Source organism: Umezawaea sp., from assembly GCF_036375055.1.
Classification (GTDB): domain Bacteria; phylum Actinomycetota; class Actinomycetes; order Mycobacteriales; family Pseudonocardiaceae; genus Umezawaea.
Map to the genome: position 1 here is coordinate 1 of NZ_DASUSQ010000105.1, position 23,051 is coordinate 23,051.

11 protein-coding genes are annotated in these 23,051 nt (G+C 74.4%); 6 read left to right on the forward strand and 5 right to left on the reverse strand.

What is annotated here, in order from left to right:
* From VFZ92_RS27215 to VFZ92_RS27230, 3 genes are all read right to left on the reverse strand, one after another.
* A partial coding sequence (locus VFZ92_RS27215) for an SDR family NAD(P)-dependent oxidoreductase (protein WP_349257061.1) occupies positions 1 to 7,245 on the reverse strand: 7,245 nt, incomplete at its 3' end.
* A gap of 25 nt (positions 7,246 to 7,270) precedes the next feature.
* On the reverse strand, positions 7,271 to 13,555 hold the full coding sequence (locus VFZ92_RS27225; RefSeq protein WP_330878887.1) for a type I polyketide synthase: 6,285 nt from the start codon (positions 13,553 to 13,555) through the stop codon (positions 7,271 to 7,273).
* A gap of 114 nt (positions 13,556 to 13,669) precedes the next feature.
* A complete protein-coding gene (locus tag VFZ92_RS27230; protein WP_330878888.1) occupies positions 13,670 to 14,230 on the reverse strand; it encodes a hypothetical protein in 561 nt (186 codons plus the stop codon).
* Between the two features lie 271 nt (positions 14,231 to 14,501).
* Here VFZ92_RS27230 and dpgA point away from each other — a divergent pair, with 271 nt between their 5' ends.
* Genes dpgA through dpgD form a run of 6 tightly spaced genes read left to right on the forward strand, consistent with a single transcriptional unit; the run spans position 14,502 to position 21,582 of the window.
* Positions 14,502 to 15,626 carry a 3,5-dihydroxyphenylacetyl-CoA synthase DpgA gene (gene dpgA / locus VFZ92_RS27235; RefSeq protein WP_330878889.1) on the forward strand — a complete coding sequence of 375 codons (1,125 nt, stop codon included), beginning with the start codon at positions 14,502 to 14,504 and terminating at the stop codon, positions 15,624 to 15,626.
* Positions 15,627 to 15,657: 31 nt separating this feature from the next.
* Positions 15,658 to 16,356 carry an enoyl-CoA-hydratase DpgB gene (dpgB, locus tag VFZ92_RS27240; protein WP_330878890.1) on the forward strand — a complete coding sequence of 233 codons (699 nt, stop codon included), beginning with the start codon at positions 15,658 to 15,660 and terminating at the stop codon, positions 16,354 to 16,356.
* A complete protein-coding gene (gene dpgC, locus VFZ92_RS27245; protein WP_330878891.1) occupies positions 16,353 to 17,711 on the forward strand; it encodes a (3,5-dihydroxyphenyl)acetyl-CoA 1,2-dioxygenase DpgC in 1,359 nt (452 codons plus the stop codon). Before dpgB ends, dpgC begins: the two co-directional genes overlap by 4 nt.
* Entirely contained in the window at positions 17,708 to 19,354 is a 1,647-nt protein-coding gene (locus VFZ92_RS27250) for a thiamine pyrophosphate-binding protein (RefSeq protein WP_330878892.1), read from the forward strand. Before dpgC ends, VFZ92_RS27250 begins: the two co-directional genes overlap by 4 nt.
* Positions 19,351 to 20,775 carry an aldehyde dehydrogenase family protein gene (locus tag VFZ92_RS27255; protein ID WP_330878893.1) on the forward strand — a complete coding sequence of 475 codons (1,425 nt, stop codon included), beginning with the start codon at positions 19,351 to 19,353 and terminating at the stop codon, positions 20,773 to 20,775. Before VFZ92_RS27250 ends, VFZ92_RS27255 begins: the two co-directional genes overlap by 4 nt.
* Positions 20,776 to 20,784: 9 nt before the next feature.
* Entirely contained in the window at positions 20,785 to 21,582 is a 798-nt protein-coding gene (gene dpgD / locus VFZ92_RS27260) for an enoyl-CoA-hydratase DpgD (protein WP_330878894.1), read from the forward strand.
* A gap of 52 nt (positions 21,583 to 21,634) precedes the next feature.
* Here dpgD and VFZ92_RS27265 read toward each other — a convergent pair whose 3' ends face one another.
* Entirely contained in the window at positions 21,635 to 22,483 is an 849-nt protein-coding gene (locus tag VFZ92_RS27265) for a helix-turn-helix transcriptional regulator (protein WP_330878895.1), read from the reverse strand.
* Positions 22,480 to 22,977 carry an SRPBCC family protein gene (locus tag VFZ92_RS27270; RefSeq protein WP_330878896.1) on the reverse strand — a complete coding sequence of 166 codons (498 nt, stop codon included), beginning with the start codon at positions 22,975 to 22,977 and terminating at the stop codon, positions 22,480 to 22,482. The genes VFZ92_RS27265 and VFZ92_RS27270 overlap by 4 nt, the downstream gene beginning before the upstream one ends.
* Positions 22,978 to 23,051: the final 74 nt, after the last annotated feature.

Below are 23,051 nucleotides of genomic sequence, written 5' to 3' on the forward strand. Positions count from 1 at the left end.
AGCCGACCAGTCCACCTGCGGCGTCGGCTCGTCCACGTGCAACGTCGCAGGCACCACACCGTGCCGCATCGCGAGGACCATCTTGATCACACCCGCCACACCCGCGGCGGCCTGAGTGTGCCCGATGTTCGACTTCACCGATCCCAGCAACAGCGGCGTCGACCTGTCCTGCCCGTAGGTCGCCAACAACGCCTGCGCCTCGATCGGATCACCCAACCTCGTGCCCGTACCGTGCGCCTCCACCACGTCCACGTCCGACGTGGACAGACCAGCGCTCGCCAGTGCCTGCCGGATCACCCGCTGCTGCGACGGACCGCTCGGCGCGGTCAGCCCGTTGGACGCGCCGTCCTGGTTCACCGCCGAACCGCGCACCACCGCCAACACCTCATGACCGTTGCGGCGGGCATCCGACAGGCGTTCCAGCACCAGCACACCGACGCCCTCGGCGGCACCCATGCCGTCCGCGGCCGACGAGAACGCCTTGCACCGGCCGTCGGCGGCGAGACCGCGCTGACGGCTGAACTCCAGGAAGAAACCCGGCGTCGACATGACGGTCACGCCGCTCGCGAGCGCCAGCGTGCACTCGCCCTGCCGCAGCGACTGCGCGGCCAGGTGCAGGGCGACCAGCGACGACGAGCACGCCGTGTCGATCGTGACCGCCGGGCCCTCCAGCCCGAAGGTGTAGGAGACGCGGCCGGAGACGACGCTGCCCGCGTTGCCGGTGACCAGGTGGCCCTCGACGGTGGAGGGCACGGAGTCCACCAGCGCCGTGTAGTCCTGACCGGTGGACCCGGCGAACACCCCGGTCTGGGTGCCGCGCAGGGACGTCGGGTCGATGCCCGCCTGTTCGACGGCCTCCCACGACGCCTCCAGCAGCAACCGCTGCTGCGGGTCCATCGCCACCGCCTCACGCGGCGAGATCCCGAAGAACCCCGGATCGAAGTCACCCACCTCGTGCAGGAAGGCGCCCTGCCGCGTGTACGACGTGCCGACGTGCTCCGGGTCCGGGTGGTACAGCCCGTCGAGGTCCCAACCGCGGTTGTCCGGGAACCCCGCCACCGCGTCACCACCCTCGACCAACAACCGCCACAGGTCCTCCGGCGACCGCACCCCACCGGGGAACCGGCAGCTCATCCCCACGATCGCGATCGGCTCGTCGGTGGCCGACGTGGTCTGCTCGCGCACCTCGACGACGGTCTCGCCGAGCACCTCGGCGCGCAGGTGTCCGGCCACCGCCGCGGGGGTCGGGTGGTCGAAGACCAGCGTGGCGGGCAGGGTCAGACCGGTCGCGGTGGCCAGGCGGTTGCGCAGCTCCACCGCGGTCAGCGAGTCGAACCCGATGTCCTTGAACGCCCGGTCCGCCTCGATCGCGTCCGCGCTCGCGTAGCCGAGCACGGCGGCCGCGTTGGCGGACACCAGCTCCAGCAGCACGCGGTGCCGCTCGCCCTCCGGCAGGGCGGTGAGCCGCCTGGCCAGGTCCGAGCCGTGCCCCGCGGTGCCGACGGCCTGTGCCGTGCGCCGGGTGGACGTCCTGACCAGGCCGCGGAAGATCGCGGGCAGCGGCCCGGACCTGCCGCGGATCGCCGCCGCGTCCAGCCGCACCGGCACGAGGAGGGCATCCTCGGCCCGCAGGCCCGCGTCGAACAGGGCGAGCCCGTCCGCCGCCGTCAGCGGCAGGATGCCGCCGCGGGCGATGCGCTTGAGGTCGGCCGCGTCGAGGTGGCCGGTCATGCCGCCGCGCTCGGCCCACAGGCCCCAGGCCAGCGAGACCGCCGGGAGGCCGTGCGCCCTGCGGTGCGCCGCGAGGCCGTCGAGGAAGGCGTTCGCGGCGGCGTAGTTCGCCTGGCCGGTACCACCGAGGACAGCGGCCATGGACGAGAACAGCACGAACGCCGACAGGTCCAGGTCCTCGGTCAGCTCGTGCAGCACGAGCGCGGCGTCCACCTTGGACCGCAGGACGGCGTCGAGCCGGTGGGGCGTCAGCGCTTCCACCAGACCGTCGTCGAGGACGCCCGCGGCGTGGACGACGGCGGTCAGCCGGTGGCCCTCGATCACCTGGGCGAGCGCGGCGCGGTCCGCGGCGTCGCAGGCGACGACCGTCGCCCGCGCGCCGAGCGCGGCCAGCTCGTCCGCCAGCTCCGGAGCGGCCTCGGGGCCGGACCGGCTGAGCAGCAGCAGGTTCCGGACGCCCTGCCCGGCGAGGTGCCGGGCGACCAGCCTGCCGAGCGCACCCGTGGCGCCGGTGATCAGCACGGTGCCGTCGAGGTCGAGCGGGCGCGGCACGGTCAGCACGACCTTGCCGACGTGCTTGGCCTGGCTCATGAACCGGAACGCCTCGGCGGCGCGGCGCACGTCCCAGGTCCGCACCGGGAGCGGGTGCAGGACACCGTCCTCGAACAGCGCCACCACCTCGGCGAACATCTCCTGGATGCGGTCGGGGCCTGCCTCGGCGAGGTCGAACGCGCGGTACCGCACGTCGCCCACCGACCCTGGGTCGCGGACGTCGGTCTTGCCCATCTCCACGAACCGGCCACCGGGACGCACCAACCCCAGCGAGCCGTCCACGAACTCCCGCGCCAGCGAGTTCAGCACCACGTCCACCGACGGGAACGACGACACGAACCCCAGATCACGCGACGACGCCACGTGCTCGTCATCCAGACCCAGCTCGCGCAGCACCCCCCACTTGCCGGGACTCGCCGTCGCGAACACCTCCGCACCCCAGTGCCGAGCGAGTTGCACCGCCGCCATCCCCACCCCACCGGCGGCGGCGTGCACCAGCACCGACTGTCCGGGGGCGAGCCCGCCGAGGTCGGCGAGGCCGTAGTAGGCGGTCAGGTAGGCCACCGGCACGGACGCCGCGACCTCGAACGACCAGTGGTCCGGGATGCCGACCAGCATCCGGTGGTCGGCGACCGCCTCGGGGCCGAACGCGCCGGTGAACAGGCCCGTGACCCGGTCGCCCGGCACGAGGTCGCGCACGTCCGCGCCGACCTCCAGCACCACGCCCGCGGCCTCGCCGCCGATGGTGGCGGCACCGGGGTACATCCCCAGGGAGATCAGCACGTCCCGGAAGTTCACGCCCGCCGCCCGGACCGCCACCCGCACGTCGGTCGCGGCGAGCGGTTCGGCGGTGACGGGCAGCAGCTCCAGCCCGTCCAGCGTGCCGCCGCGGACGGACGTGAGCCGCCACAGCGGCGAGCCTGCGGGAGGGGTGAGCGCCGCGCTCGTGGCGGCCCTGGCCAGCCGGGGCACGAGCAGGCCGCCGCCGCGCACCGCGACCTCGGGCTCGTCGGTCGCCAGCACGGCCGACAGCACGTCGTGGGACGGGCCGGAGTCGGCGTCGACCAGCACGAACCGGCCGGGGTGCTCGGCCTGCGCCGAGCGGACGAGGCCGCGCACGGCCGCCTGCGCCAGATCGGTGACGTCCTCGGCCACCTCGGTGCTCACCGCGCCGCGGGTCACCAGGACGAGCCGGGAGTCCGCGAACCGCTCGTCGGCCAGCCACGCCTGGAGCAGGCGCAGCGCGTCGTGGCTCGCGGCGCGGACCGCGTCGGCGTCGCCGCCGCCGGTCGCGCAGGCGTGCACCACCACGTCGCCCTCGACGGAGGCCAGGTCCTCCACGGAGGCCAGTGCCGTCCACCGGACCGGCTCGGCGGGCTCGGCGGCGAGCGGCGTCCAGTCGACCCGGAAGAGCGAGTCCGGCCGCGCGGGCGCGGGTCCGGAGACCGCGACCGGCCGCGACACCAGCGACCGCACCGTGGCCACGGGGGCTCCGACGCCGTCCGCGACCTCCAGGGTCACGCCCTCCGGGTCGGCGGGCAGCAGCCGGACGCGCAGCGTCGACGCGCCCACGGCGTGCAAGGAGATCCCGGTCCACGCGAACGGCAGCAACCCGCCCTCGGAGCCCGCGGCGGCGGCGTTCACGTGCAGGGCGGCGTCCAGCAGGGCCGGGTGCAGCCCGAACCCGGCGACGTCGACCCCGTCCGGGACCGCGACCTCGGCGAACACCTCGTCGCCCCGGCGCCACGCGGCGCGCAGACCCCGGAACGCGGGCCCGTAGCCGTAGCCCGCCGCGGCCAGGTCGTCGTACAGGCCGTCGGTGGGGACCACCTCCGCGCCGGGCGGCGGCCACTGCGCGAGGTCGAACCCGGCCGGGCTCGCGCCCCCGGCGAGCACGCCGCTCGCGTGCCGCGTCCAGCCGCCGTCGGACTCGTCGGGCCGGGAGTGCACGGTGAACGCCCTGCGGCGGCCGTCCTCGGGGTCGAGGCGGAGCTGGACCTGGACGCCGTCGCCGCCGGTGAGCACCAGCGGCGACTCCAGGGTCAGCTCCTCCAGCAGGTCGCAGCCGACCTCGTCGCCCGCGCGCAGCGCCAGCTCGACGAAGGCGGTGCCGGGCAGCAGGACCGTGCCGCTCACGGCGTGGTCGGCCAGCCAGCCGTGCGTGCGCGTCGACAGGCGCCCGGTCAGCAGCACGTCACCCTCGGGCAGCCGGACCGCGCCACCGAGCAGCGGGTGCCCGGTGGCCTCCAGGCCGACCGAGGACACGTCGCCGGTGCCCGTGCCGGAGTCGAGCCAGAACCGCTCGCGCTGGAACGCGTACGTCGGCAGCGCGATCCGGCGGCCTCCGCGCACGGCGGGCGTCCAGTCGACCGCGACACCGCGCACCCACAGCTCCGCCGCCGAGGTCAGGAACCGCTCCAGGCCGCCCTCACCGCGCCGCAGCGACCCCGCGACCACCGCGGCGGGCGCCGAGTCCTGCACCGCGCCCGTCAGCACCGGGTGCGCGCTCATCTCCACGAACGCGCCGACCCCGTCGGCCACCAGCGCCCGCACCGCCGACTCCAGCTCAACCGTCTGCCGCAGGTTGCGGTACCAGTACTCGGCGTCGAGCGCCGCGGACTCGACGAACGCCGTGTCGGAGGTGGAGTAGAACGGCACGCGCGGCACGAGCGGGCGCACCGGCCCGAGCACGTCGAGCAGCTCGCCGCGCAGCGCCTCCACGTGCGCCGAGTGCGACGCGTAGTCCACCGGGACGCGCCGCGCGCGGACGCCGTCGGCCTCGCAGGCCGCCAGCAGCTCGTCGAGGGCCTCGGCGTCGCCGGACACCACGATCGCCGTGGGCCCGTTGACCGCCGCCACCGACAGCCGTCCCGGCCACCGGCCGATCAGCTCGCGCACGCCGTCCACCGGCAGCGCCACCGACACCATGCCGCCGGTGCCGGACAGCCCGAGGATCGCCCGCGACCGCAGCGCCACCACCCGAGCGCCGTCGGCCAGCGACAGACCACCGGCCACCACGGCGGCGGCGATCTCGCCCTGCGAGTGGCCGACCACCACGGAGGGTTCGACGCCGTGGGAGCGCCACACCTCCGCGAGCGACACCATCACCGCCCACAGCACCGGCTGCACGACGTCGACCCGCTCCAACGCCTCCGCGTCCGACAGAGCCGCGATCAGGTCCCAGTCGACGAACTCGGCCAACGCCGCCGCGCACTCCGCCATGCGCGCCGCGAACACGGGTGAGTGCTCCAGCAGCTCCACGCCCATGCCGACCCACTGCGACCCCTGGCCGGGGAACACGAAGGCGACCCGAGGGGCGTCGGCGCTGAGGCCGTGGACGACGGCGGGGTCGTCGGAGGTGAGCGAGGTCAGGCCGGACACCAGTGCGGCGCGGTCGGCTCCGACGACCACGGCCCGGAACGGCAGGGCGGACCGGGTGGTCGCGAGCGAGGCCGCGACGTCCACCTCCCGCTCACCCCCCACGGAGGACAGCAGCCGTTCGGCCTGCGCGCGCAGCGCGTCGCGCGAGGTCGCGGACAGCACCCACGGCACCACGGCGGGACCGTCGTCCGGTGCCGGTTCGGACTCGACCGGACCGGCCTCCTCGATGATCACGTGCGCGTTGGTGCCGCTCATGCCGAACGACGACACGGCCGCGCGGCGCGGGTGCCCGTTCGCCTCCCACGGGCGCGCCTCGGTCAGCAGCTCGACCGCGCCCGCCGACCAGTCGACGTGGGTGGTCGGCCGGTCGACGTGCAGCGTCCTGGGCAGCAGCCCGTGGCGCAGCGACAGGACGACCTTGATGACACCGGCGACCCCGGCCGCCGCCTGCGAGTGCCCGATGTTGGACTTGACCGACCCCAGGTACAGCGGCGTGGACCGGTCCTGGCCGTAGGTCGCCAGCAGCGCCTGCGCCTCGATCGGGTCGCCGAGCCTCGTCCCGGTGCCGTGCGCCTCCACGGCGTCCACGTCCGACGTGGACAGTCCCGCGTTGGCGAGCGCCGCCTTGATGACGCGCTGCTGCGACGGGCCGTTCGGGGCCGTCAGGCCGTTCGACGCGCCGTCCTGGTTCACCGCCGAGCCGCGGATCACGGCCAGCACCTCGTGGCCGTTGCGGCGGGCGTCCGACAGCCGCTCCAGCACCAGCACGCCGACGCCCTCACCCGCGCCCATGCCGTCGGCCGTCGTCGAGAACGCCTTGCACCGGCCGTCCTCGGCCAGGCCGCGCTGACGGCTGAACTCGACGAACAGCGCGGGCGTCGACATCACCATCACGCCACCGGCCAGCGCCAGCGAGGACTCGCCCTGGCGCAGCGACTGCACCGCGAGGTGCAGCGCCACCAGCGACGACGAGCACGCCGTGTCCACCGTGACGGCCGGCCCCTCGAACCCGAAGGTGAACGCGACCCGGCCCGACACGACGCTCGCCGAGTTGCCGGTGATCAGGTGGCCCTCGACGGACTCCGGCACGTCCGCCATCGCCGCCGCGTAGTCGTGCCCGCTCAGGCCCGCGAACACGCCGGTGCTGGTGCCCCGCAGCGACACCGGGTCGATCCCCGCCCGCTCCAGCGCCTCCCACGACGTCTCCAGCAGCAACCGCTGCTGCGGGTCCATGGCCAGCGCCTCGCGCGGCGAGATCCCGAAGAACGCCGCGTCGAACGCGCTCGCGTCGTGCAGGAACGCGCCCTCGCGGACGTAGCTCTTGCCCGCCCGCTCGGGATCGGCGTCGTAGAGCCCGTCGAGGTCCCAGCCCCGGTCGGTCGGGAAGCCCGACACCGCGTCGCCCTCGTCGACGAGCAGCCGCCACAGCTCGTCCGGTGAGGAGACGCCGCCGGGGAACCGGCAGCTCATCGCGACGATGGCGATGGGTTCGCTGAGCTTGCGGCTCTGCCTGCGCAGCCGCTCGTTGTCCTTCAGCGACGCCCGGAGCGCTTCGACCAGTTGCTCGTTCGAGGTAGTCATCTGTTCCCAGTCCTCTGGTTCCCGCTCAGGAGTCGGTCGTGTCGAGCGCCCGCTGCACGAGGCTCGCGACGTCCATGTCGTCGAACAGGTCGGCGCCGTCGTCGGTGTCCGCGTCGGGCGCGGGCTCCGGTTCGGGCAGCAGGTCCCCGCGCAGCCGGGCGGCGAGCGCGGCCGGGCTCGGGTGGTCGAAGATCACCGTGGCGGGCAGCCGCAGCCCGGTCGCGCCGTTGAGCCGGTTGCGCAGCTCCACCGCGGTCAGCGAGTCGAACCCGAGTTCCTTGAACGCCCGGTTCGCGCCGACGGTCCCGCTGTCCGCGTGGCCGAGCACCGCGGCGGCGTTGGAGCGCACCAGGTCCAGCAGCACGCGGTCGCGTTCGGGCTCGGCCAGCCGCTCCAGCCGCTCGACGAGCGACGCGCCGCCCGGCTCGGCCGCGGTGACGGCGGTCCGCCGCGCGGTCGTCCGGACGAGGCCGCGCAGCAGCGACGGCACGACACCGGAGTCGGCCTGGGCGCGCAGCGCCGCCGTGTCCAGCCGGGCAGGCACCAGCAGGGTCTCGTCCAGCCGTCCCGCGGCGTCGAACAGCGCCAGCCCCAGCTCGTTGGACAGCGGCACCACACCGCCCTTGGCCATCCGCCGGAGGTCGGCGTCGGTGAGGTGGCCGGTCATGCCGCTGGCCTCGCCCCACAGGCTCCACGCGAGGGACAGCGCGGGCAGGTCGTGCGCGCGGCGGTGCTGCGCCAGCGAGTCGAGGACGACGTTGGCCGCCGCGTAGTTGCCCTGCCCCGGCCCGCCGAAGGTGCCCGCGGCCGAGGAGAACAGCACGAACGCCGACAGGTCCGCGTCCCGCGTCAGCTCGTGCAGCGCGAGCGCCGAGTCCACCTTGGACCGCAGCACCGAGGTGACCTGCTCCTCGGTCAGCGATTCGACCGTCGCGTCGTCGAGCACACCGGCCGCGTGCACCACGGCGGTCAGCGGCCGGTCGGCCGGGACCCCGGCGAGCACCGCGGCGAGCGCGTCGCGGTCCGCGACGTCGCAGGCGGTGACCACGACCCGTGCGCCGAGGGCCGTCAGCTCCTCCGCCAGGCCCGGCGCGCCGTCCCGGCCGCTGCGGCTGAGCAGCAGCAGGTCGCGCACGCCGTGCTCGGTGACCAGGTGGCGGGCGAGCAGTCCGCCCAGCACGCCGGTCGCGCCGGTGAGCAGCACCGTGCCGCCGTCGTCCCACCGGCCCGGCACGGTCAGCACGACCTTGCCGACGTGCTTGGCCTGGCTGACGAACCGCAGCGCCTCCGGTGCCCGCCGCACGTCCCACGTGCGGACGGGCAGCGGTCGCAGCACGTCGCGCTCGAACAGCCCGACGATCTCGCGCAGCATCTCCTGGATGCGGTCCGGTCCGGCCTCGACGAGGTCGAAGGCCCGGTACCGCACGTCGCCCACCGCCCCTGGGTCGCGGACGTCGGTCTTGCCCATCTCCACGAACCGGCCACCGGGACGCACCAACCCCAGGGACTCGTCCACGAACTCCCGCGCCAGCGAGTTCAGCACCACGTCCACCGACGGGAACCCCGCGGCGAAGCCCAGTTCCCGCGAGGACGCCAGGTGCTCGTCGTCCAGCCCGAGGTCGCGCAGCGCGTCCCACTTGCCGGGGCTCGCGGTCGCGAACACCTCCGCACCCCAGTGCCGAGCGAGCTGCACCGCCGCCATCCCGACACCGCCGGCGGCGGCGTGCACCAGCACCGACTCACCGGACCGCAGCCCGGCCAGGTCCCGCAGCGCGTAGAACGCCGTCAGGAACACGATCGGCGTCGAGGCGGCCCGCACGAACGACCAGCCCGCGGGCACCGGGGTCAGCATCCGGTGGTCCGAGACGCCGAACCGCGCGAACCCGCCCTGGAACAGGCCCATCACCCGGTCGCCGACGCGCGGGGAGTCCACGCCGTCGCCGACCTCCACCACGACACCGGCCGCCTCGCTGCCCAGCAGCGCCCGGTCCGGGTACATGCCGAGGGAGATCAGCGCGTCGCGGAAGTTCACGCCCGCCGCCCGGATCGCGACCCGGACCTCCCCGGCTGCCAGGGGGAGCGTCGAGTCGGGGGCGGGCACCGGCCGCAGGTCCTCCAGCGTGCCCCTGGTGCCCGCGTCGAGCCGCCACGGCGTGCGGTCGTCGGGCAGCACCAGCGAACCGCCCGCCACCGCCTTCGCCAGCCGGGCCGCGCGCACCCGGCCGAACCGCACCGCGAGCTGCGGTTCGCCGGTCGCCAGCGCGGACGGCACCACGTCGGCGGAGGCCGCGTCGTCGAGGTCCAGCAGCACGAACCGGTCCGGGTTCTCCGACTGCGCCGAGCGCACGAGCCCCCACACCGCGGCGTGCGCCAGGTCCGGCACGTCCTCGCCGGGCAGTGCGCCGATGGCCCCGCTGGTCACCAGCACCAGCCGCGAGCCCGCGAACCGGGTGTCGGCGAGCCAGCCCTGGAGCAGGCGCACGGCCGACAGGGTCGCGGTGGCGGCGTCGACCGGCGCGTCCGCGACGAACGGCGCGAGCACGGTGCCGGGCACGGGAGCGCCCGCGTCGACGGCCGCGACCAGCTCGGCGAGGTCGAGGAAGGTCGAGCGGCGCGCGGCGAGCGCCTTCGTCACGCCGTCGCCCGCGCCGAGGACGGCCCAGTCGTCGGTGGCCGTCGGCTCCTCCGGCGCGGCCAGCGGCGTCCAGGCCACCCGGTGCAGCGAGTCGAACACCCCGTCCGCCTGCCGGGCCGCGGCCGGGCGCAGGACCAGGGAGTCGACCGCGACCACCGGCGCACCGGTGGCGTCGGCCGCCAGCAGCGAGACGTGGTCCCCGGCGCGCGAGAGCCGGACCCGCAGCGCGGACGCGCCCGCGGCGAACACCCGGACCCCGTTCCAGGAGAACGGGAGCAGCGCCTGGCCGTCGTCGGGCAGCAGGTCGCCGAGGCCGAGCGCGTGCAGGCACGCGTCGAGCAGGGCGGGGTGGACGCCGAAGCCGTCGACGTCGGCGCCCTCCGGCAGCGCGACCTCGGCGAAGACGTCCCCGTCGCGCCGCCACGCCGCCCGCACCCCCCGGAACAGCGGCCCGTAGCCGAGGCCGCGCGCGGAGAGGCCGTCGTACAGGGAGTCGACCGCGACCGGCGAGGCGCCGACCGGCGGCCACTCGGCCAGGTCGTCCCCGGCGGGGGCCGGGGCCGTCGCGAGCACACCGCTCGCGTGCCGCGTCCACCCGTCGGCGTCGTCGGAGCGGCTGTGCACGGACACCGGCCTGCGGCCTGCGGCGTCCGGCGCGGACACCCGCACCTGGACCCGGTGCGCGGCGGCGGCCCGCAGCACGAGCGGCGCCTCCAGGGTCAGCTCCTCGACCAGGTCGCAGCCGGTCTCGTCGCCCGCGCGCACGGCCAGGTCGAGGAAGGCCGTGCCGGGCAGCAGGACGGCGTCGTGCACCTCGTGGTCGGCCAGCCACGGGTGCGAGCCCGTCGAGAGCCTGCCGGTCAGCAGCACCTCGTCGGTGTCGGCCAGTTCGACCGCCGCGGCGAGCAGCGGGTGCCCGGTCGTGCCGAGCCCCGCCGCGGTGACGTCACCGGTCCCGGTGGCGGCGGTGACCCAGAAGTCCTGCCGCTGGAAGGGGTACGTCGGCAGGTCCACCGGTCGGCCCGCCTCGACCAGCGGGCACCACGAGACGCGCACGCCCCGCGTCCACAGCTCGGCCGCCGACAGCAGGAACCGGCTCAGGCCCCCGTCGTCGCGCCGCAGCGAGCCGCCGACCACCGCGAGCCCGTCGGCCGACTCCACGGTGTCCTGCACCGCCGTGGTCAGCACGGGGTGCGGGCTCACCTCCAGGAACGCGCCGACGCCGTCCTCGGTCAGCGTGCGCACCGCGGGCTCCAGCCAGACGGTCTGCCGCAGGTTCCGGTACCAGTACTCGGCGTCCAGCGACGTCGGGTCGACGTAGCGCTGCTCGACCGTGGAGTAGAACGGCACGTCGGCGCGGCGCGGCACGACGGGCGCCAGCACCTCGGCCAGCCGCTCGCGCAGCGCCTCCACGTGCACCGAGTGCGACGCGTAGTCCACCGGCAGCCGCCGGGCGCGCACGCCGTCGGCCTCGCACACGGCCAGCAGCGCGTCCAGCGCCGCGACGTCACCGGACACCACGGTCGCCGCCGGACCGTTGACGGCCGCCACCGACAGCCCCGCGTACCGCGCGGTCAGCGCGCGCACGTCGTCGGCGGGCAGCGCCACCGACACCATGCCGCCGGTGCCGGAGAGCGCGAGGATCGCCTGGGACCGCAGGGCGACGACGCGCGCGGCGTCGTCCAGCGACAGCGCGCCCGCGACGCAGGCGGCGGCGATCTCGCCCTGGGAGTGGCCGACCACCGCGGCGGGCTCGACGCCGTAGGAGCGCCAGAGCTCCGCGAGCGACACCATGACGGCCCACAGCACGGGCTGCACGACGTCGACCCGCTCCAGCGCCTCGGCGTCGGCGAGGACGTCGAGCAGCGACCAGTCGACGAACGGCGCCAGCGCGAGCGCGCACTCGGCCATCCGGTCGGCGAAGACGGGTGCGGAGGCCAGCAGGTCCACCGCCATGCCCGGCCACTGCGACCCCTGGCCGGGGAAGACGAACACCACGCGGTCGTCGCCGCGCACGGCCTCGCCGCGCGCCACGGCGGCGGCGGGCTCGTCGCGGGCCAGGGACCGCGCGCCGTCGAGCAGCGCGGCGAAGCCGCGGCCCACCACCACGGCCCGGTGCGCGAACGTCGACCGCGACAGCACCAGCGACCGGGCGACGTCCAGCGCCTCGACGTCCTGACCGTCCACCCGCGACACGAGCTGCCCGGCCCGCTCCCGCAGGGCTTCCCGCGACGCGGCGGAGAACACCCAGGGCAGCACGGCCGGGGCGGTCGCGGGGTCGGCGTCGGCAGGCGGTTCCTCGGCCTCCTCGATCACGACGTGCGCGTTGGTGCCGCTGACGCCGAACGCGGAGATCCCCGCGCGGCGGGGGCGGTCGCCCCGGTCCCACGGTCGGGCGTCGACCAGCACCTCGACGGCGCCCGCCGTCCAGTCCACGTGCGAGGTGGGCCGGTCGACGTGCAGCGTCCTGGGCAGCACGCCGTGCCGCAGCGCCTGCACCATCTTGATCACGCCCGCCACGCCCGCGGCGGCCTGCGTGTGCCCGATGTTGGACTTCACCGACCCCAGCCACAGCGGGGTCTCGCGGTCGCGGCCGTAGGTGGCGAGCAGCGCCTGCGCCTCGATGGGGTCGCCGAGCTTCGTGCCGGTGCCGTGCGCCTCGACGGCGTCGACGTCACCGGGCTCCAGGCGCGCGTCGGCGAGCGCCTGGCGGATCACGCGCTCCTGCGACGGTCCGTTGGGCGCGGTGAGCCCGCTGCTCGCGCCGTCCTGGTTGACCGCGCTGCCGCGGATCACCGCGAGCACGCGGTGGCCGTTGCGCCGGGCGTCCGAGAGCCGTTCCAGCACCAGGACGCCGACGCCCTCGCCCCAGCCCGTGCCGTCGGCGGCCTCGGCGAAGGCCTTGCAGCGGCCGTCGGCGGCGAGGCCGCGCTGACGGCTGAAGTCGATGAACGCGCCGGGCGTGGCCATGACGGTCACGCCGCTCGCGAGCGCGAGCCCGCACTCGCCCGCGCGCAGGGACCGGGTCGCGAGGTGCACGGCCACCAGCGACGCCGAGCACGCCGTGTCGACGGTGACGGCCGGGCCCTCGAAGCCGAACGAGTAGGAGATCCGGCCGGACAGCACGCTCGCGGAGTTGCCGGTGCCGACGTAGCCGCCCAGGTCCTCCGCGGCGGCGTTCACCAGCCCCGCGTAGTCCTGGCCGTTGGTGCCCGCGAAGACCCCGGTCCGGCTGCCGCGCAGCGAGGCCGGGTCGATGCCCGCCTGCTCCAGCGCCTCCCACGAGGTCTCCAGCAGGACGCGCTGCTGCGGGTCCATCGCCAGCGCCTCGCGCGGCGAGATCCCGAAGAACCCGGCGTCGAACGCCCCCGCGTCGCGCAGGAAGCCGCCTTCGCGGGTGTAGGACGTGCCCGCGTGCGCGGGGTCCGGGTCGTAGACCGCGTCGAGGTCCCAGCCGCGGTCGGTCGGGAAGCCGCCGACGGCGTCACCGCCGGATTCGAGCAGGCGCCAGAGGTCGTCCGGCGTCCGCACGCCACCGGCGAACCGGCAGGCCATGCCGACGACCGCGATCGGCTCGGTCTCGACCGCCTCCAGCTCGCGCACCCGCTGACGCGCCCGGTGCAGATCGGCGGTCACTTTCTTGAGGTACTGGACGACCTTTTCTTCCTGCTGCATTCCAACACCTTTTGTCAGCGAGGCGGAGAAACGTTCCACCAGCGCGATGAGGCCACTTCGACTTCACTCGCGGAAGTCGAAGTGGCATTCACCACCCCAGTGAGAATGAAAGGGTTAGGGCGTGGGCGGCACGGTCGGAGTGGTGCCGATCACCTTGGTCTGCGCGGCGACCGAAGGTTCGTCCTTCGGAACGCACGCGAGCACCGTGTCCATCCACGTCCGCAATTCGAACGAGGCGGGCGTGAACTTGTAGACCCCGGTCTTCTCGGGGATGACGGTCGCCTTGCCGCCGGTGAGGACGGCCAGCTCGCCGACCGGCACCGCGGTGGGGTTGGTGAGCCCCGTGGCGGTGACGACCCGGCTCTCCGGACCCGTGACCCTGATGGCGACGGTGCCCTTGACGCCGTTGGCCGGTATCTCCACCGGCGTGGGCCTCGCGGGCTCCAGCACCACGGCCAGCGGGATCGGGTCGAAGAGGTTCGCGTACTTCGGCGCCGTGATCGTGAGGTTCCACGTGCTGTCGCCCGCCGGGAACGGCGGCTCGGTGCACGAGTAGACCGCGGAGCTCGTCGCCTGGACGTCGGCACCCGCCGGGCCGATCAGCACGACGCTGGCCGCCGCTGCCGCCACCGCCGAGACGAAGGCCGTCCCCACTCGTACCTGCATTTTGTTCATTACGAATCCTTACGATCGTTCGAGTCCCGACCGAAAGCTACTTGGCACTCCCCCAACACCTCACCCCTCATTCTCCGAGAGGTCCCCCTAGACCACCCCTACCAACCCCTACTGCGCGAAAAAACTCTTATTCACACAGGATCGACAACAGTCCGACGCTCTTTTTCGGTACGGTCCGTCCGGTGGGTGTGGATTGTGCCGCGCCCGGCAGCGGTTCGCCGTTCAGGCACGAAACGTTACAAATCCGGCAACTTTCCGATCGGGGTGGGACATGACCCGAACACTGCTTCGCATCGACGGTGACCCCGTCGCCTCGGGCGTCGTACTCGACGACCGGCCCGTGCACGTCAAGCCGAAGGTCGTCGGCGTGGGCACGGCCACGCCGCCGTTCTCCTACACGCAGCAGGAAGTGCTGGACATCTTCAAGGTCGAGGACCCCCGGATCCGGTCGGTCTTCCTGAACAGCGCGATCGACCGCCGGTTCCTGCACCTGCCGCCGGAACTGCCCGACGGCACCCGGTCGACCGAGACGCAGGGCGAACTGCTCCGCAAGCACCGCGAGGACGGCATCGACATGGGCGCGCGAGCGCTCCAGGCGTGCCTCAAGCAGGCCGACGCGACGCTCGACGACGTGCGCTACCTGTGCTGCGTCACCACGACCGGCTTCCTGACGCCCGGCTTCAGCGCCCTGCTGATCAAGCAGCTGGGCCTGCGCCCGGACACCAGCAGGCTCGACGTGGTCGGGATGGGGTGCAACGCGGGCCTCAACGGCCTCAACGCGGTGGCGGGCTGGGCCAGCGCCCACCCCGGCGAGCTGGCCGTGATGGTGTGCGCGGAGGCGTGCTCGGCGGCCTACGTGTTCGACGGCTCGATGCGCACCTCGGTGGTGAACAGCCTGTTCGGCGACGGCTCCGGCGCGGTGGCGCTCCTGGCGGAGGAGGGCGGCGAGAAGCCGGGGCCCACGATCCTCAAGTTCGCGAGCTGCATCATCCCCGAGGCCGTGGACGCGATGCGCTACGACTGGGACGACGAGCAGGGCAAGTTCAGCTTCTTCCTGGACCGCGAGGTGCCCTACGTGGTGGGCGCCCACGCGGAGGTCGTGTTCGACCGCCTGCTCGCGGGCACGGGTGTGCGCCCCAGCGACATCTCGCACTGGATCGTGCACTCGGGCGGGAAGAAGGTCGTCGACTCGGTGATGGTCAACCTCGGCCTCACCCGGCACGACGTCCGGCACACCACCGGTGTGCTGCGCGACTACGGGAACCTGTCGAGCGGCTCGTTCCTCTTCTCCTACGAGCGGCTGCTCCAGGAGGGCGTGGTCGAGCCGGGCGACTACGGGATCTTCATGACGATGGGGCCCGGCTCGACCATCGAGACGGCGCTGCTGCGGTACTGATCCGGCGAGGGCCGGGCAAGGTGGTGGGGAATTGTCTTCAGGCGGTACGCGGTCCGATCTGGGCGACCGCGCGGACTTCTACCTCGACATCGACAGCGGATGGGTGCTGTCGCCGTCGCTGATCGCGTCGGTCGAGGAGCTGTGCGACAACGTGGAGGACACGGCCGCGGACACCGCGGTCGTGCTGCGGCTGGGTGGTTCGCCGAACGACGGCGGTGGACCGGGCGACGTCGGCGTCCACCTGGTCAACAAGTGGGAGCGGGCGCTGCGCAGGCTGGAGCGGCTCGCCGCGGTCACCATCGCGGTGGCCGACGGCGACTGCTCCGGGGTGGCGCTGGAGGCGCTGCTGTCGTGCGACTACCGGATCGGCACGCCGGGCCTGCGGCTCGCGCTGCCGGTCGCGGCGGGCGAGCCGTGGCCCGGCATGGTGGTGCACCGGCTGGCGAACCAGCTCGGCGTCGCCAGGGCGCGCCACCTCGTGCTGTTCGGCTCCGCGATCACCGGTCGCCGCGCGGTGGAGCTGGGGATCCTCGACGAGCTGACCGAGGACGTCGACTTCGCCGTCGAGGCGCAGACGGCGCTGGCCCGCGGCCTCGCCGGGACGGAGCTGGCCATCCGGCGCAGGCTCCTGATGGACGCGACGACCACGAGCTTCGAGGACGCGCTGGGCACGCACCTGGCGGCGTGCGACCGGACCCTGCGACGGGCGAGCGGGGAGAGCGCGCGATGACGGCGGACAGCGCGGTGGACACCGACGTCGAGCGCTGGGTGGCCGGGTCCCCCTCCCCGACCGGGGACCCGGCCACCGACGCCGCGGCGCTGCGGCGTCACCTCGACCGGGGTGAGGAACTGCTCGCCGCGCTCGGTCCGGCACCGGACCGCTCCCCCGACCAGCGGCGGGTCGCGGACGCGGTGCACCGCGCGAGCCGCTGGTCGCGCGCGGGTTTCCTGCGCGCCAACGCGACCGCGGTCTACGACGAGCTGACCGACCACCGCACCCTCCACCTGAGGCTGGACGAGCTGGTGGCGCGCGCGGCGGAACTGGTGCCGGGTCTCGTGCCCGGTCCGGAGCAGCTCGCCGAGGAGCTGCGGTTCCCCCAGGCGCACAAGGAAGGCCGGGAGATCGACCAGGCGGTCTTCTTCAGCGAGCTGCTCCGCCTGCCCGACGTGGGCGCGCACCTGCTGGACGCGATGCGCCGCCCCACCCCCCGCGCCCTCGGGCTGCTGGCGGAGTTCGGGCGCGTCGACGAACTGGACCTGGGCACCGTCCGGGTGCTGCGGCACGACGGCGTGGCGCACCTGACCATCCACAACGAGCACTGCCTCAACGCCGAGGACAACGCGCTCGTCGAGGACCTGGAGACGGCGGTCGACCTGGTGCTGCTCGACGACGACGTGCGCGTGGGGACGCTGCGGGGCAGCGAGATGACGCACCCGAGGTACCGGGGCAGGAGGGTGTTCAGCGCGGGCATCAACCTCAAGCACCTGCACCAGGGGCGGATCTCCTACGTCGACTTCCTGCTGCGCCGCGAACTGGGGTTCATCAACAAGCTCAAGCGCGGGCTCGTCCTGGAGGACAGCCCGCTGACCTGGCCGCGGCGGACGGCGGAGAAGCCGTGGGTCGCCGCCGTCGACACCTTCGCGATCGGCGGCGGGATGCAGCTGCTGATGGTGTTCGACAAGGTGGTCGCGGGGGCCGACGCGTTCTTCAGCCTGCCCGCCGCGCAGGAGGGCATCGTGCCGGGCGCGGGCAACCTGCGGATCGGCGAGCTGACCGGTGGCAGGCTCGCCAGGCAGGTGATCTTGGGCGGGCGGACGATCCGGGCGGGCGAACCGGAGGCCCGGTTCGTCTGCGACGAGGTCGTGGAACCGGATCAGGTCGGGGCGGCCCTGGAGCGCGGCGCGCGGGCCCTCGACAACGCGGCGGTCGTCGCCAACCGCAGGATGCTGAACCTCGCGGACGAGTCCGCCGACCGGTTCCGCGAGTACATGGCGGACTTCGCGCTCGCCCAGGGGTTGCGGCTCTACAGCCAGGACGTGATCGCCAAGGTCGGGCGGTCCTGGTCCGGGGAGGGGACGCGGTGAAACCCGTCGACGCGCTGCTGGCCGTGCTGCGGGAGGAGGGCGTGACCAAGGTCTTCGGCAACCCCGGCACCACCGAGCTGCCGCTGGTCGACGCGCTGGTCGACGCCGACGACCTCGACTACGTGCTCGGCGTCCAGGAGGGGTCGGTCGTCGCGATGGCCGACGGCTACGCCCGCGCGACCGGGCGGCCCGCGTTCCTCAACCTGCACGTGGCGGCCGGGCTGGCGAACGGGCTCGTCGGCCTGCTCAACGCCAGCCGGTCGCGGACCCCGCTGGTGGTGACCGCGGGCCAGCAGGACCGCAGGCACCTGGTGCACGACCCGATGCTCTCCGGTGACCTGGTCGGCCTGGCCAGGCCCGCGGTGAAGCACGTGTTCGACGTGCAGCACGCGCACGACCTGCCGCTGCTGCTGCGCCGGGCGTTCGCGCTGGCCGTGCGGCCGCCCGCGGGGCCGGTGTTCCTGTCGATCCCGATGGACCTGCTGGCCGAGGACGTCGACGTGGACCTGCCCGCGAGGTCGGTGATCGCGCCGCAGGGCGCCGCGTCCTCGCTGGACGAGGCGGCGGCGCTGCTGGCCGGGGCGCGCGACCCGGCGATCGTGGCGGGTGACGGGGTGGGCCGCGACGGCGCGGTCGCCGAACTGGTGGCGCTCGCCGAGGCCCTGGGCGCCACGGTGTTCTCCCAGCCGATGGCGGACGGGATCGACTTCCCGACCTCGCACCCCCTCCACGCGGGCGGCCTGCCCCCGGTCTACGCGCGCATCCGCGAGGCGCTGGCCGGGCACGACCTGGTGTTCATCGTGGGGTGCCACGCGTTCATGGCGCACCACTACACGCCCGGTTCTCCCGTTCCCGAGGGCACCCGCGTGCTCCAGCTCGACCCGGACCGCGCCGAGCTGGGGCGGAACTTCCCGGTGGAGCTGGGCCTCACCGGCGACATCAGGTCCACGGTGGACGCGCTGGTGCGGAAGCTGGCGGGCGCGCCGACCGGAGCGGCCGAGCGGACCGCGGTGATCGGCGCACGGGTGCGGGCCCGCCGCGCCGAGGTCGACCGGGCGGCGCTGGCGGAGTACGGGCCCGCGCCCCTGAGCCCGCTCGCCGCCGCGCACGCGGTCGCGGCCGGGCTGCCCGCGGACGCGGTGGTGGTCGAGGAGGCCATCACGACCGGCGTGCACCTGAGGTCCGTGCTGCGCCAGGACCGGCCGCGCTCCTACGTGCACACCGTCGGTGGCGGGCTCGGCTCCGGCATCGGCGCGGCCGTCGGCACCAGGATGGGCGACCCCACCCGCCCGGTGGTCGCCGTCCTCGGCGACGGCTGCACGCTGTTCGGGTTGCAGGGGCTGTGGAGCGCCGCGCGGTACGGCGTGCCCGTGACGTTCGTCGTGATGAACAACGGCGAGTACCGCACCCTGAAGGAGACGCTGGACTCCTGGGGCAGCCGCGCCACCAGGGCGGGCGAGTACCCCGGTCTCGACCTCGGCCGCCTGGACTTCACGGTGGCGGCCGGGTTCTTCGGCGTGGACGCCGTCCGCGTCGCCGACGCCGCCGAGCTGGTCGAGGTCGTCGCGAAGGCGGGGCAGCGGACCGCGCCGCTGCTGGTCGAAGTGCCCATCACCGGACATCCCCGAGGAGCAGCCGAATGACGCGCCTGGTCACCCCCACCGCGGCCGGGCCGGACACCCGCGCCGTGGTCGAGCCCGCGACCGGCGAGGTGCTCGGCGGCGTGGCGCTGTCCGACCCCGACGACGTGCGCGCCGCGGTGGCCGAGGCCGCCGCGGCGCACCCCGCGTGGGCCGCGACGTCCCCCGTCGAGCGCGCCGCCGTGCTGCGCCGGGCCGCGCGGGTGCTGGAGGAGCACACCGACGAGGTCGTCGAGTGGATCGTGCGGGAGTCCGGCTCCATCCGGGCCAAGGCCGCGGGCGAGGTCGCTTCCGTGCTCGACGAGCTGTGGGTGGCGGCGTCGCTGCCCACGCAGCCGCACGGCGAGCTGTTCGCGGACCCGTCGGGCAGGCGGAGCTTCGGGCGGCGGGTGCCGCTCGGGGTCGTCGGGGTCATCAGCCCGTGGAACGTGCCGCTGCTGCTGGGCGTGCGCGCGGTGGCGCCCGCGCTCGCCCTGGGCAACGCCGTCGTGCTCAAGCCCGACCCGAACACGCACGTGTCCGGCGGCCACGTGCTGGCCGCGCTGTTCGAGCGGGCCGGTCTGCCCGACGGTGTGCTGCGGGTCGTCTCGGGCGACGCCGAGGCGGGCCGGGCGCTGACCGGGCACCCGGACGTGCGGATGATCGCGTTCACCGGGTCGACCGCGGTCGGCAGGCGGATCGGCGCCGAGGCGGGCGGCGCGCTGAAGCGGGTGTCGCTGGAACTGGGCGGCAACAACGCGCTGGTCGTGCTGGACGACGCGGACCTCGACCTGGCGAGTTCGGCTGGCGCGATGAGCTCGTTCTTCCACCAGGGCCAGGTGTGCATGGCGGCGGGCAGGCACGTGGTGCTGCGGGAGGTGGCCGACGAGTACGTGGACCGGCTGGTCCGGCGGGCGGAGAAGCTCGTCGTCGGCGACCCGTGGCGCGCCGACGTGGCGCTGGGACCGCTGATCACCCCGGCCCAGCTGGAGCGGGTGGACGGGATCGTCCGCGACACGGTGGCGGCGGGCGCGGTGGTGCGGACCGGCGGCACGCACGACGGCCCGTTCTACCGGCCGACCGTGCTGACCGGGGTCACCGCCGACATGCCCGCGTTCACCGAGGAGGTCTTCGGCCCGGTCGCCCCGGTGATCGTGGTGGAGGACGAGGACGAGGCCGTCGAGGTGGCGAACCGCACCGAGTACGGGCTGGTCGCGGCCGTGTGGACCGGGTCGGTCGACCGCGGGCTCGCCCTGGCGGACCGGCTCGCCACGGGCATGGTGCACGTCAACGGCGAGACGATCTCCGACAACGCGTTCGTGCCGTTCGGCGGCCGGGGCGCGTCGGGCAACGGCAGCAGGCACGGCGCCGGGCAGAGCTGGGACGAGTTCACCCAGTGGCAGTGGCTGACCGTGCGGGCCGAGCCGATCCCGTCGCTGTTCTGAGGAGACCGGATGCCGTCCACGGTGGACTTCGAGAAGATCGGGCACGTCGCCCACGTGACCCTGAACCGCCCGGCCGTGCTGAACGCGATGAACCTGCGGATGCACGAGGAGCTGGGCGAGGTCTGGGACGAGTTCGAGCAGGACGACGACCTGTGGGTTGCGGTGCTGACCGGTGCGGGCGACCGCGCGTTCTCCGTCGGCCAGGACCTCCGGGAACTGGCCGACCGCGACGAGAACGGCACCGCGCGGCCGAGCACGTTCGGCAGCAGGGGCAAACCGGGGTGGCCGCGGCTCACCGAGCGGTTCTGGCTGACCAAGCCGGTGGTCGCGCGGGTCGACGGCTACGCGCTCGGCGGCGGGTTCGAACTCGCGCTGGCGTGCGACGTCGTCGTCGCCAGCGACCGCACCACGTTCGGACTGCCGGAGGCCAAGCTGGGGCTCGTGGCGGGGGCGGGCGGGGTGTTCCGGCTCACCCGCCAGCTCCCGTTCCGCACCGCCCTGGGCCACCTGATGACCGGCCGCGACCTGACCGCCACCCGCGCGTACGAACTGGGGCTGGTCAACGAGGTCGTGCCACCGTCCGAACTGGACGGCGCGGTCGACGCGTGGGTGGCCGACCTCCTGCGCTGCGCCCCGCTCGCCGTCCGCGCCATCAAGGAGGCCGCGCACGCGTCCGTGACGATGCCGCTGCGGGACGCGTTCGCGACCAGGTACGAGTGGGAGGAGCGGCGGATGCACAGCGAGGACGCCGTCGAGGGCCCGCGAGCGTTCGCGGAGAAGCGCGAGCCCCGCTGGCAGGCCCGCTGACGTGACCGGGTGGGACCGTGTCGCCCGCCCGGTTCCCGCGGCGGCTCGATCGTCAGCGGGCCTCGCTGAGCCGGGACGCGCGCAGGAGGTCGAGCTGGTCGGCACCGCTGGTTCCCCCGGCCGCCGTGTAGGTGACGATGCGCAGGTCGACACCGGGCACGGTCAGCACGTCGCAGTCCAGGGTGACGTCACCCAGCTCGGGGTGGCTGATCGTCTTGAGGTCGCCGGTGAGCTGTCCCATGCCCGCCACCGACCACAGCTCACCGAAGAAGGGCGAGGCCGCCCGCAAACCGTCCACGAGCGCCGCCAGCTCCGGGTCGGCCGGGTAGCGCGAGACCGCTTCGCGCAGGTCCGCGACGATCGCGGTCTCGAACGCGTACGGTCCGGCCGTCGAGGTGACCGGGCGCAGGTGCCAGCGGCCCTCGCCCGTGCCGAAGAGGGCGCGGGCCAGGTTGCGCTCGGCGGGCGGCAGACCGGACGGATCGCCGTGCAGGGCCGTCCACATGTCGTTCCACCGCAGCAGGCTCCAGTCAGCGGCGAACACGCCGATCGGGAGGTCCCCGAGGCGGTCGACGAGGCGGCGGATGCTCGGCGGCACGTGGGTGCCGACGGTCTGGTCGCGGGGCGCGAGCAGACCCGCGGCGCGGAAGAGCTGGTCGCGTTCGGCAGGCGAGAGCCGCAGCGCGCGGGCCAGGGCCGAGACCACCTGGACGGACGGGTTGGTCGCCCGGCCCTGCTCCAGCCGCAGCACGTACTCGTGGGAAAGACCGGCGAGCTCGGCGAGCTCCTCGCGGCGCAGGCCGGGGGCGCGCCTGCGCGCCGACCGGGCGTAGCCAGCGTCAGCCGGGTCGAGGCGGTCGCGCCACCCGCGCACCAGGGCACCGAAGCTCAGGTCGCTCACCCCTCCATGGTCGCACCCGACGCACCCTGCACCACGGTCACCATCCGGGCGAGCGCTGCCCGCATGTAGCGGGTCCAGAGCGGCTTGAACGGCCCGGCGACGATCCAGCGGCGGCCGGGCAGCGGGCGGAAGTCGTAGGTCCACCGGATCGACGTGCCGGTGCCGTCGGGCAGGAACGACCACTCGCCGCGCACCCCGGAGACCAGCTTGGCCAGCACGTTGGTGAACCCGCTGAGCTCGTAGGCGAACCCGTGCCCGTCCACGACCTCGGTGAGCCGCTCGTCGGCCTTGGAACCGTCGGTGAACCAGGTCTGGCGCGAGGTCCCCGGCCGGTCCCAGGCGCCGGTCTGGTCGCGCACCTCCGCGACACCGGGGAACGGCCCCCACGCCTTGAACACCAGGGGGAGGTCGATCGGCACGACCACCCGGTGGGTGTGGGCGGGGCTGGACGTCGTACGGGCGAAAACGGTGATCGGAACGCTGTTCTTCGTCATGCCACGAGCATCGCGGCCCGCGCCCGCCCGAGGCAGACACCTGTCAGTACATACCTTCGCCGTGCCGCCTTCCG